The following is a 12501-nucleotide window of genomic DNA, read 5'->3' on the forward strand; positions in this document are numbered from 1 at the left end:
TTGTTATTCGAAAAACGAATTATACATTTTAGTTATTTTATCAAAGAAGTTCTTATCTTCTTTTTCTTTTTCTTTTTTCTCTTCTTCGTAATACTCTTCTTCCTCTAACTCTTCTGTATGAGGTTCAGTTACTACAGCTGAATCAACTTTTGAATTGTTTACTGAAATTTCTTGAACTGCAGAAACATTTTCAAATGTTGAATTTGTATTTTTAACTGTTGGTACTTCATCTGTTACTTGGTAACCAAATAAAGATTCAATTTTGTAACTACTAGTTAGTGTTCCAACAACTACTGAAAGTTCTGGCGAATTAGCTCCTATTATTTTTGGAGATCCAATTCTAACATTCATTTTTCTTAGCATATCTTTAGCTAAGTCTAATACTCCTGGCATTAGTGTTGTTCCACCAGTTAGTACTACATTTCCTTTTACTCTATTTATTCCAGCTTTTCTAAGAACATCAAATGAACGCAAGATTATTTCTTCAACTATTTCTTCAATATAATCTGCTAATTCTTTTTGAGTATATGGCTCTTCATCTGGCTCTAGATTATCTAATTCAATAATTACTTGTGGCGATGCTAAATCATAAAATGCATGTCCTTGTGTAACTTTTATCTCTTCAGCACGCTTTAAGGGAACATTTAATACGTCTGAGATAGTACGAGTAATATCTTCTCCAGCCAATTCTATTGATTGAGATAGTTGAAGTATTCCGTCCTCAAAGTAACTTACTGTTGTAAGTCCAGCACCAATATCAATTATTACTGAACCATAATCTTTTTCTTCATCGTTTAGTAATAATTCACCTAATGCATGAGAAGTACAAAATGTCTCATTACAATCTAGACGTAAATTTTCAATACTTTTATATATTGTGTGAAGATGAGTTTTAGAAGTTAAAACTCTATTTCCTGTTACTTCAAAAGTATTATGAACAGTCATACCTTTAGGTTTTCTTATATTTTCAATATCATCAAGACGATAGTAATCTGGAATTACTTGAACCACTTCTCTTTCACGTGGTAATGGTAGAATTTTTGCTTCTTCTATTACTTCTTCGATATCCCTACCATCAATATCGTGTTTTGTATCAAATTTAATTTCCGCTACACTTTTTTTAATATGAGTGTGTATACTTGGAACTGCTACATATAATGATCTTATGTCTTTATTAGCTTCACTTTTGGCAATATCTATTGCTTTTTGAATATCTCTAGATGCAGATTCTACATCGATTATGTTACCACGTTTAATAGACGTAGTTTTTACGACTCCAACACCAAGTATATTCAATTTTTCATATACTACATCTGCTATTATCACTTTTATACTAGATGATCCCAGATCTATTGAAGTATACAATTGTGAACTCAAGTCAAACACTCCTTCCTTTTAAACTTTGTTATTATAATAAAATTGTAAATACACACATATTTTATTTACACATACTAAATTATAACATAAAATTAAAAAAAAAAATATGAAAAACTCCAAAAAAAATTAAATTTTATTAAAATATTTTCAATTTGTAATATAATTAATAACTTTTTTAATTTTATATAATTTTTGAATAAAAAAAGTACCCAAAATACAAAATTCTGGATACTTTTTTTGCTATTCATTTTTGTTATTTGTTACTGATTGTTGTTTAGTATTCTTATTATTAGTAGAAGATGCTACTTTTGAATTTGTAGTAGAATTTTCAGTTTTGTTATTTTTCTCTACTTTTTCTGTATCATCTACTTTTTCCTTATCTGTTTTTGACGTTGAATCATCTTTTAATCCTTGTCTAGATAATAATTGTTTAATATTTTCATTTCTTCTTTTTTCAGTTTTTGCAGTTTCTAAATATGCACCATTTATTAAATTTAAAGTTGTATTATTTTTATCTTCAATATATTTTGATATTTCATCATAATAATTTAATTTATCAGAAAAACTTGCTCTTAAAGCTTTTACTTTTTGTCCATCTTTCATATAAATTGTAACATTATCACCTTCATCATTTATAATTTCAGATATTTGTAGTCTTACGTCTTCTTTTAATTTATTTAAGTTCTTATATACTTCATCTAGTTTACTGCTATCTTCTTTGAAATTTTCTAAGATCGGTAAATTATAATTATTTCTTACTTTTCCTGAATATGGTTTACCATTTTCCATAATTATCTCTAAACTACCGTCTTCTTTTTTATTTTGTGCGATAAAACTGTATTCCTCTACTTTTACCTTGATTGTTGATGGTAATTTCGATTGTACTGTTACGGATTTAAATATTTCGAATCTAGATTGGATATTATTACGAATATCATCATCTTTTATAGACCAAGTTCTTAGATTATTATTAATATTTCCTGCTTCTAGTATTTCTTCTTTAGTTATTTGATTATTACCTTCCACTTCAATTGTTTTCAGTTTCAAATAATTACTAAATAGTAGTGAAAATACTGCTATAACAATTAAAAATAAAGTTACTATGAATATTAATTCTCTTCTTTTTTTTCTTTTAATCTTTTCTAATGAGCTTCTTCTTTTCTCATTATTCATTTTTGCTAGTAACCTTTTATTCTTTTTGTTCATCGCTCTTAATCCTCTTGACTAATCTTTTCAAACGTAGCTATAAATTCATCTCCACGATCTTCAAAACATTTATATTGATCCCATGATGCACATGCTGGTGATAATAGAACTATATCATCTTCTACAGCAAGTTTGTTGGCTAAGATTGTAGCATCATCAACCTTCGTCGCTTTATGACAATCTACTCCATTAGTAGTTGCTAAGTCAAATAATATTTCTTTACTTTCTCCAACAACAACCATTGCTTTAATTCTCGGGAAGAATGGTACTAATTCCTTAAAATCAATTCCTCTATCTTTCCCTCCACAAATTAATATTATATTTTTCTCGAATCCAGAAAGTGCTGTAGTTGTAGCTACTGGATTTGTAGCTTTAGAATCATTATAGAATTTCACTCCATTATGCTCTCCAACATATTGCAATCTATGTTTTACTCCACTAAAACTATACAATACTTCGCGAATTGTTTCAATGGATGCACCTTTTATGTATGATATTAATGCTGCATTTATTGCATTTTCTACATTATGTATACCTGGAAGAGACATTTTTGTTATATCAAATAGTTCTACGTCCTTATACACTACTATATTATTTCTTACAAATACATCCGCTTCAGAATTTTCTTTTGTATCATAAAGAATTACTTGTGAATTTATTTTACTCAATTCATATTTTTCTAATTCTTTAATATTTAAAACTAGAATATCATCTTGGGTTTGATTTTTATAGATATTTCTCTTAGCATTTCTATAGTTTTCTACGCTACCATGATAATCTAAATGACCAACGCCTAAGTTTGTAATCGCCGCTACCGATGGTTTGAAATACTTAGTTCCTTGTAATTGGAATGATGATACTTCAGTAATAATTAAAGAATTAGGATGATTATATGCTACTTCAATAGAAGGATACCCTATATTTCCTGCTAAAAAGACATCTTTATTATCTGCTTTTAGTATATCAAACGTCATTTGTGTAGTTGTAGTTTTTCCATTAGTACCAGTAATTGCTACCATGTCAATATTAAACAATGTGTTAGCTAATTCTATCTCAGTTATAATATCAATATTTTTTTCTATTGCTCTTTGTAAAAATTCAATTTCATATTTTATTCCTGGATTCTTAACTATTAAGTCTATACTATCTAAAAGTTCTAACGGATGACCACCATCAACTATTTTTACACCTAAGTTTTTTAATTCAATAGCTTTTTCATCAGTACTTAGATCATCAAATGCATTTAGGATTACATTATAGCCTAATTTATTTAAGATTTTGGCAGTTGAGTAACCACTTCTAGCAAATCCTAATACTAATATTCTTTTATCTTCTAAATTTATCATTTTATATTACTCCTACAAAATACCCTATAGCTGAAGATATAACAGCTATAATAACAAAAATGTATACAGTTTTTACTTCACCATAACCTGACAGTTCAAAATGATGATGTAATGGTGACATTTTAAAAATTCTTTTACCAGTTTTCTTGAAGTACGCTACTTGAATAATCACTGACAGTGTTTCTAATATATATACTAAACCAATAAATAAAAATGCTACTTCTTTATGTAAGATTACTGAAATTGCTGCTAAGATTCCACCTAGAGCCAATGATCCTGTATCACCCATAAATATTTTTGCTGGATTTCTATTAAATAATAAAAATCCTACAAGCGCCCCTACTATTGTTAAACAAAATACTAATACAGGGAAGTTATTTTCTTTATATGCTAATAAAGCAAATGTACTAGTTGTAATAATTGTTACGCTAGTAGCTAATCCATCTAATCCATCTGTTAAATTTACTGCATTAGAAAAACCAGTTTGCCAAAATACTAAGAAAATTATATAGAAATATGAAATATTTAAATTATAATCAAATACTGGAATATGTATATAATTAACATCTTTGTAGATGAAAGTTACTAATATATAAAATATTACAGAGAATATAATTTGTAGCATTAATTTTTTCCTTGGAGCTAATCCATCATTTTTCTTTTTAACTACGATTAACATATCATCTATGTATCCTATTATCGAAAAAGAAATAGTTGTATAAATGAACAGTACGTAGTATTTAATATTCGAACTATCTAAGAACATAGCCACTATAAGTGAAATAACTATTGCAATTATAAACGAAATACCTCCCATAGTAGGTGTTCCTTTTTTATGCATATGACTTTGTGGCCCTTCTTCTCTGATTGCTTGGCCAAACTTTAGTACATGTAAATATTTTATTAATCTAGGTAGCATTAGTACTGTCAGAAAATATGCTACCAGTAATAACGATATAGCAAATACTGTATCTGAATTACTCATTTCGTTCTCCTAACTAAATTTTATTTTTATCTTTTCCCCTTTTTTCACAAATCTTTGTGCTGGAATAGATTGTTGTTTAGCAAATCCATTCCCTTCGGTTTCAATATCTAATCCAGATAATTTAGCGTAGTTAAGTACGTCTACTTTCGACCATCCTGTAAAGTTTGGTGTAATAATATTTTCATCAGAGACTAATAAAAATACTCTCTCACCTTGTTTTATTACGTTCCCAGCTGAAGGATATTGGCCAATTACGTTAGTTCCACTTCCAATTGTTATTATATTTTTAGTTTTTTGTTGTAAATTAACAATTGTCGACTCTATATTTTCCCCTACAAGATTCTCCATTTGATAACTTTGAATAGTATTATCATCATTTGACTTTTTAACATTTAAGTAATTAAGTGTATTTTCCATTATAGGTTTAAAGATTTCTGAAGCACCATTTGCATTACTTGCACCTAATTCCTTCGAAGGTAATTTAATACCAACATATAGAATAACTTGTGGATCTTCACTAGGTGCATATCCTATAAATGAGTGCATTACTTTATATGGACTATTATAGTATGTACCTGTTTTCGGATCTACAACCTCTGCTGTTCCTGTTTTTCCTGACGTACTATAGTTGTCTACAGCATATCTTTTACCACCTTGGGCCCAAGTTCCGTTTACAACTCCATATAATTCTTCTTTCATTATATCTGCCGTATGTTTAGAAATAGGAGTTCCTACTACCGTTCTTTGCCCAATATTGACATCTTTATCAATTGTTTTGTCATGAATTCTTTGTAAAAAGTATGGTGCTAACATCTGTCCATCATTTAAAATTGCTGTTTCTGCTTGAACCATTTGCATCGCAGTTACCGTACTACCTTGTCCAAATACTGTTGTTGAAGCTGAAACTTTATTATTAAATACTAAATCACCAGTTGCTTCATTACCATATAATGAATTTGTACTTTTTCCAAATCCAAAGTTTTCTAAGCCTGTTTTTAATTTTTCAGTTCCCAATTCATTTAATAATGTTAACATTAAAGTATTTGAAGATTGTTGGAAACCATGACGTTGAGTAATTGTTCCCCAACCAATCTTATTCCAGTCAAAAATTGTAGCGTCTTCCACTCGATATGAACCAGATCTATAGTAACTATCTGGTTTATATATATTATTTTCTACCATTATCGACATTGTAAATGTTTTTAATGTCGAACCTGGTTCATAAGCTGAGTTATAGAAAATATTTGACCATGCACTTGCCAGATTTTCTTGAGTATTTGGATTAAATGCAGGTGTTTGTCCCAATCCTAATATCTCACCAGTTTTAGGACTAACAGCTATTGCAAACGCACTTTCTGGTTCATATTTATCATGAATATCTTTCAGTGTATTATCTATAAAACCTTGAATATTCTTATCAATTGTTAAATATATATCTGCTCCGTCAACAGGTTTAATCTCAACTTTAGGAATATTAGAAACGACTTTCCCCCATGCATCTTTAGCATAAGTAATATGCCCTTCTTTTCCTCTTAGATAATAATCAAAAGTCTTTTCGACACCTAAACGACCAGTAATCAAATCACTATCTGGTGAATTTTGAGCAAACCCTAAAAAGTTTCCAAGCATACTTCCGTTTGGATAATATCTCTTTGTTGTCGCTATAAATTCGATACCTGGTAATTTCAACTCTTCGATTTTCTTTTTGTCTTCTACACTTATATCTTTACCAGCAGTTCCAAATTCTACTTGATATACTCCTTGTTTACTAAGTATATCTTTTATCTTGTTTTTATCTAATTTTATAAATTTAGATAGTTCTTCTGCTGTTTTGTTAATATCTACAACATGTCGTGGATTTGTTTCATCCTCTGTAGCTTTATCTGAAACTACCGCTACTAGCTTGTAAGATTCAATATTATCAGCCAGTATATTTCCATTTCTATCAAAGATTTTCCCACGATTTGGTTGTAAACTACTATCTATCTTATACTTTTTATCTGCTAATTCTGAAAGGTTATGTCCCCTTACAGTTCCAATTAGCATCATTTGACCTATATTTAATATTAATATCCATACAAAGAAAAAAACAAAAATTAGAAAAAATACAATTTTTGTTCTTTCTCGAGAGATATAATCTTTTCTTTCTAAACTTCTTCTATCTTCCAAAAACTTTAAAGTTAATATTTTCTTAAAAAGTTTTATCAATTATCTCACTACCTTTATACTATCTTTTTGAGTTTTCATTCCTACCGTCTCAGCAATTTTTTTAACTCTTTCGTAAGATGATAGATTGTTTATCATAACTTTTTGTTCATTATTATTTTTTTGTTTTTCTGATATTACAATATCATTTTTTTGTTGAGCACTTCGTAGTGAATAAATCTCTCCTTTATAGTTTAACATAACTACGTTAGCAAGTAAAATAACTCCTACAAAAACTCCATACGCAGTTTTTTCTAGTAAATTAAACTTTACTTTCTCTTGTACTTTTCTTACTCCATATTCACGACTATATACCTTTAGTGTAGCCATTTTCTTTCCTCCCCTCTATTTCGTCTGAACTTGTGCAACTCTTAATTTTGCACTTCTAGATCTATTATTTTCTTCTAATTCAATATCACTAGGATATATAGGTTTTCTTGTAATTACTTTTAATTTAGATAAACTTTCTTCTGGCATAATAGGAAGATTTTTCGGAATATCTTTAGATTTAGAATAAGAATTGAATATCTGTTTACAAATTCTATCTTCTAGAGAATGGAAGGTAATTACAGATATTCTTCCGCCTACACTAACGATATCTATTGCTTGTTCTAATGAATCTTCGAATACTGATAATTCATTATTTACAGCAATACGAATTGCTTGGAATACTCTTTTTGCTGGATGTCCACCAGTTCTTCTTTTAGCAGCAGGGATAGATTCTTTTATAATTTCTACTAATTCAAAAGTAGTTTCTATAGGTTTTTGTTCACGTTTTTTTTCAATATTTCTCGCTATTTGCTTAGAGAAATTTTCTTCTCCATAACGATAAAATATTTTTACTAAATCATGATAACTATATTCATTAACGACTTCGTATGCACTAATTTTTGCATCAGTATCCATACGCATGTCCAATCTTGTATCATAGTTATAACTAAAACCTCTTTCAGGTGTATCTAATTGTGGTGAAGAAACTCCTAAATCATAAAGAACTCCATCAACTTCATGTACACCATGCTCTGCTAATTTTTCTTTTAAATTAACAAAATTAGATTTAATAAAGACAACTTTATCACTGTATTCAGCTAATTTTTCTTTGGCATTTTCTAATGCAACATTATCTTGATCAAATGCATATAGTTTACCATTTTTTAATCGCTTTAAAATTTCTAAACTATGCCCTGCTCCACCAAGAGTACAGTCTACATATATACCATCTTCTTTTATATCTAAGCCTTCTACAGCTTCACTTAATAATACACTATAATGTTTAAACATTTTCATCCATCCTAAAAATCAAAATCTTCTAATTCTTCTGCTATTTCTTCTACGCTAGCTTCACTTTCAACAAGTAAATCTTCCCAGCGAGTCTTATCCCATATTTCTATCCTATTTGATAAACCATTTACAACACACTCTTTATCTAAAAAAGCGTGCTCTATAAGGGCGTTTGGAATATTAATTCTTCCTTGTTTATCTATTTCAACTTCAGTGGCTCCAGAAAAGAAGAAACGTTGGAAAGTACGAGCATTTTTCTTAGTGATAGGTAGTGATTTAATCTTACTTTCCACCTTTTGCCACTCTTGTAGTGAATAGCCAAATAAACAAGAGTCTAGACCTCTTGTGATAATAAATTTTTCACCTAGTTCATCTCTGAACTTTATTGGAATACTAAGCCTTCCTTTGGCATCCATTTTATTATTGTATTGACCAATAAACACTACTTCTCACCACCTTACCTTTATAATTTACCACATTTCCCCACTTTTTTCCACTAATTTCTAAAAAAAAATGAATTTTTTTGATTTTTTTACCATAAAAAAAAGAAGAAGCATTTATAAACTAAAATGTTTAAAAATGCTTCTTCTTTTAATTATAATATTCTCTTTCGTTCTCACCATCTAAGAAGTGAGAAGTACTTAAAGAATGTATTCTTTCTACTATTCTTAAAGCCTTTGTTTTATCCACTGTTGTTCTTCCATTAGATAACAATTCTGCTAAATCATCTATACTTAAATTAGATGAGAAAAATGTGGGTAATTTTTCTGCTTCTCTATGATTAATAATCGGACCAAGCACCTCATCACGAATAAACTCCGTAATATTTTCAGCACCTATATCGTCAATAATAAGAATTTCTTCATCTCTTATAAGATCAATATATAAATCATAACTGTTATTACTAATTTTTGATTTTATTTTTCTAATAAATTCAGGATAGTATAAAATTGCTGGTTCTTTACCATTCTGTTTGAAATAATTGTAAATACATCCCATCAAATATGTCTTACCAGTTCCTGTTGGTCCATATATATAAGCACCTCTTGTACTTTGTTTATTAAGGATACTCATACAAGTGTTTACAATTTCTATTGCTAACCTAGATTTCTTACTATTCTTGGATAAATTTTCAAATGTATATGTTAATACTCTCTTTGGAATAAATTCTGTCTTGATTCTATTCGATGTTTTTTGGTTTTCAACTTTTTGTTTATATTCATCAGTCTCTTGATAAACTATAATAACCTCTTTATTACTACAAACCAATTTGGGCCTATGTTCGATATTCAATAGTGTATCTTTTGAAATATAATATTGATAAAATTTTTCAAGATTATTTTCAACATCAATTTTAGAAAAGTTATTATCACGAATAAACTTAATTATCTCTACATCACTCAGAACTTTTTCTGTGATAAACTTCTTAAATGAATTTTCTGTATTACTTGATACTATGTTGGATAATTTTTTCATTATACATCCCCTTTATTATATAATACTTTCATCAAATCTTTAAAAGTATCCTCATCTTCTTTTGTAACTACTCTGTCTTCTTCCTTTTTTGATTGTTTAAAGCTATTTTTCCTATTTTGCAAATATTCAGGAAACGGAGCATGATTTGATTTTCGATTATTTGAATAAGATTTTTGTGTACTCTTATTAGTGCTAAAAGCTTTAGTTTTCTGATTTCTATTAGCTCTAACAAAATCTATAGCATCTTTAGCTCCAAATAATTTTTGAGCACTCCATGTACTTGCAATTTTATCTATATAGTTTATATGTGGTATTGAATTTTTACCACTTTGCTTAATAGAATACTCTAATAATATATTTAGTACACCAGTAGGAAAATTATACTTACTTTGTAACTCTTCAATATTTTTAGCATCTATTTTAGAAAGTACTATTCCTACCTGCTTATTTAAATATTCTACAAAATTAGTGTTATCAACTTCTTTAGCGAATTTTTCATCTTCAGTTAACTGCTCTTCTTTTTCACCAACAAGATTTTTATTTATCATACGATCAAGAGTCGGTACTTCTTGTTTTCTAACATTAACATTTAGTTGAGCGATATAATCACTAAGAACATTAATATTAATCTCGCTAGCTCCATTAGAAATTTCTATAGATTTTTCTATAGCACTAGACATATCTTCTGGAGACATTTTATAAATATGTGCTAAACCTAAAATTTTGTTTTTCACTTCTGGATTCGATATTACATCTGTTAAGTAACTATTAGCTAAATAAAAGTTTAATTTATCAAAATCAAAGAAATATTCATCAAAATTTGGCCCATTAACACTTTTACTTGTTATATAGTCAAAGCTGAAATCATTTAAGTTTTCTAGACGGAAAACATCAGAAAACTTCGCCGAAATATCTTCAAAACTCTTAAAGCTTACTTTATCTAAAGAATAATAATTTACCAATTCAGAATAATTACTAGACCCCAATGTGTTCTCTAATAATTTTGCAAGAACTGGTGTATTAAAAAACTCTTCAAAACTTAATGCTTCTTTTATTTTATATATAAACTGCCCAACACCATTATTATCAAAATACAGTGACTGAATTAAACCCAAAGCTTCTAATTTTTTTCTTGCAATTAAAAACTTATTATCTGATAAACCTAGATTATCAAGTATATCATAATGCAGATAACTTTTAGACAGATTTTTATCACTAAGCATCTTACTTCCTAAAAAAGTATAAAGGCTGATTGCATCGTTACCAAGTAATGGTAAATACAAGTTATGTAACTCTTTAGTTCGTTTAGAAATATCAAAATCATTATAAACACAATAATAATCTTTAACAGAAAACCTATTATTCATGATTATCATCCATTACTTCAATAATAATTTGAGTATACTCTAATGCATAGATAAAATTCTGATTATAATCGTACTTAATTTTGTCATCATTTCGTAGTGGTGCAAAGAAAGATTTAACTAAAATAGGATAGATATTATCTAACAATAATTTTGCATTATCATTCTCATAAAGTGCTCTTAGAAAATTAAATACTTTATATACGCAGTCAAGAAATTCCTCTTTATTAGGAGTACTAATATTAGTATGACTGTCTAAAATAGTTGAAAAGCTAAGAATATTCTTCTTATCATCTTTTGCTACAAAGGTTCTTAAATCATCAATAAGCTTATACATGTAATCAAAGAATATATCATGATTTTCTAAATAATCATTATTAATTATCTTAGATTCATTTTTTAATAATAACTTGTTAATATTATAGTCTGTAACGAATAAATAGATTTTATACAGATCTGAAAATTCAACATCACTTAATTTTAAATAATCATCAACGATACTATTTAAGCTCTTACCTTCTTTATAAATATTATAAATAGTATTTAACCAAATAAACTCATCAAGATTTTCTTTTTCAATAAGTGTAATTAAATAATTATTAAAATTATACTGATGCTCGTCTTCAAAAATTATAGAAATTCTACTTTCTATTCTAGTAAGAATTAAGTTAAATTCTTTTTCTAATTCTTTATCAAAATTATGAGCATCAAAATCTGGCTTTAACGATGCTTTTATACGCTTAAACTCATCACTACTATTATCAAAATTGTCAATTCTTTCTTGATAAACCTCATTATACCCAGGCTTTTGTGAATGATAATAGTTTTCTATAGCTTTATTAAATTCTAATACTTTTCCTAAGATTTTAATATATGCAACTTTTATATTCTTATTATTAGATATATTATTAATTAATTTTAACGCACTCAAAATGTCTTTCTTATTTTCACTAGTTAGCACTAATGTCTTTTCATCTTCTAAATAAAACATTCCCTAAACCTCCAAAAAAATATTACTACTTTATGATACTCTATTTTGAAAATAAAATCAAAATATAAGTAAGAATTATATAAAAAAAGAACCTTCCAAAAGGAAGGCTCTCACTGTTGCCTGGCAACGTTCTAGTCTCACAGGGCGTAAGCCCAACTACATTCGACGCTAAAGAGCTTAACTTCTGTGTTCGGTATGGGTACAGGTGTGTCCTCTTCGCTATCGCCACCAGACGAAAACTTCATATACATATTATATCATCTTTTTTCT

At 28.1% G+C, this 12501-nt stretch carries 11 protein-coding genes and 1 rRNA gene; all 12 read right to left on the minus strand.

Features of this window, described 5'->3' with window-relative positions; all coding sequences use genetic code 11:
- Positions 1–3 precede the first annotated feature (3 nt).
- The 12 genes from ftsA to rrf all read right to left on the minus strand — a co-directional run bounded on the left by ftsA (position 4) and on the right by rrf (position 12464).
- Positions 4–1386 (minus strand): cell division protein FtsA, encoded by a 1383-nt coding sequence (ftsA, locus tag O3884_RS06765; protein WP_371452570.1) that lies wholly within the window; start codon positions 1384–1386, stop codon positions 4–6.
- A gap of 231 nt (positions 1387–1617) precedes the next feature.
- Positions 1618–2583 (minus strand): cell division protein FtsQ/DivIB, encoded by a 966-nt coding sequence (locus tag O3884_RS06770; RefSeq protein WP_371452571.1) that lies wholly within the window; start codon positions 2581–2583, stop codon positions 1618–1620.
- A 5-nt stretch (positions 2584–2588) separates the two neighbouring features.
- On the minus strand, positions 2589–3929 hold the full coding sequence (gene murD, locus O3884_RS06775; RefSeq protein WP_371452572.1) for a UDP-N-acetylmuramoyl-L-alanine--D-glutamate ligase: 1341 nt from the start codon (positions 3927–3929) through the stop codon (positions 2589–2591).
- A 1-nt stretch (position 3930) separates the two neighbouring features.
- Positions 3931–4914: a phospho-N-acetylmuramoyl-pentapeptide-transferase gene (mraY, locus tag O3884_RS06780; protein WP_371452573.1), complete on the minus strand. Its 984-nt coding sequence runs from the start codon at positions 4912–4914 to the stop codon at positions 3931–3933.
- Between the two features lie 9 nt (positions 4915–4923).
- Positions 4924–7122: a penicillin-binding transpeptidase domain-containing protein gene (locus O3884_RS06785; RefSeq protein ID WP_371452574.1), complete on the minus strand. Its 2199-nt coding sequence runs from the start codon at positions 7120–7122 to the stop codon at positions 4924–4926.
- A complete protein-coding gene (locus O3884_RS06790) occupies positions 7123–7449 on the minus strand; it encodes a hypothetical protein (protein WP_003143925.1) in 327 nt (108 codons plus the stop codon).
- A gap of 15 nt (positions 7450–7464) precedes the next feature.
- Complete coding sequence (rsmH, locus tag O3884_RS06795) at positions 7465–8400, minus strand: 16S rRNA (cytosine(1402)-N(4))-methyltransferase RsmH (protein WP_371452575.1); 936 nt, start codon at positions 8398–8400, stop codon at positions 7465–7467.
- A gap of 11 nt (positions 8401–8411) precedes the next feature.
- Positions 8412–8843: a division/cell wall cluster transcriptional repressor MraZ gene (gene mraZ, locus O3884_RS06800; RefSeq protein WP_003143916.1), complete on the minus strand. Its 432-nt coding sequence runs from the start codon at positions 8841–8843 to the stop codon at positions 8412–8414.
- Between the two features lie 148 nt (positions 8844–8991).
- Positions 8992–9876, minus strand: coding sequence for a primosomal protein DnaI (dnaI, locus tag O3884_RS06805; protein ID WP_371452576.1), 885 nt, complete (start codon positions 9874–9876; stop codon positions 8992–8994).
- On the minus strand, positions 9876–11243 hold the full coding sequence (locus O3884_RS06810) for a replication initiation and membrane attachment family protein (protein ID WP_371452577.1): 1368 nt from the start codon (positions 11241–11243) through the stop codon (positions 9876–9878). The genes dnaI and O3884_RS06810 overlap by 1 nt, the downstream gene beginning before the upstream one ends.
- Positions 11236–12231 carry a hypothetical protein gene (locus O3884_RS06815; protein ID WP_371452578.1) on the minus strand — a complete coding sequence of 332 codons (996 nt, stop codon included), beginning with the start codon at positions 12229–12231 and terminating at the stop codon, positions 11236–11238. Before O3884_RS06815 ends, O3884_RS06810 begins: the two co-directional genes overlap by 8 nt.
- A gap of 118 nt (positions 12232–12349) precedes the next feature.
- Positions 12350–12464: ribosomal RNA gene (gene rrf, locus O3884_RS06820) — 5S ribosomal RNA — on the minus strand.
- Between the last annotated feature and the right edge of the window lie 37 nt (positions 12465–12501).

Origin of the sequence: Gemella sp. 20925_1_85 (assembly GCF_041433735.1) — a bacterium.
Lineage (GTDB): Bacteria > Bacillota > Bacilli > Staphylococcales > Gemellaceae > Gemella.

Bases quoted from the DNA above. Each gene is read 5' to 3' on its own strand.
- O3884_RS06770 (WP_371452571.1), bottom strand. From the start codon at position 2,583: ATGAACAAAAAGAATAAAAGGTTACTAGCAAAAATGAATAATGAGAAA.
- O3884_RS06790 (WP_003143925.1), bottom strand. From the start codon at position 7,449: ATGGCTACACTAAAGGTATATAGTCGTGAATATGGAGTAAGAAAAGTA.
- O3884_RS06815 (WP_371452578.1), bottom strand. From the start codon at position 12,231: ATGTTTTATTTAGAAGATGAAAAGACATTAGTGCTAACTAGTGAAAAT.
- dnaI (WP_371452576.1), bottom strand. From the start codon at position 9,876: ATGAAAAAATTATCCAACATAGTATCAAGTAATACAGAAAATTCATTT.
- rsmH (WP_371452575.1), bottom strand. From the start codon at position 8,400: ATGTTTAAACATTATAGTGTATTATTAAGTGAAGCTGTAGAAGGCTTA.
- O3884_RS06810 (WP_371452577.1), bottom strand. From the start codon at position 11,243: ATGAATAATAGGTTTTCTGTTAAAGATTATTATTGTGTTTATAATGAT.
- murD (WP_371452572.1), bottom strand. From the start codon at position 3,929: ATGATAAATTTAGAAGATAAAAGAATATTAGTATTAGGATTTGCTAGA.
- mraY (WP_371452573.1), bottom strand. From the start codon at position 4,914: ATGAGTAATTCAGATACAGTATTTGCTATATCGTTATTACTGGTAGCA.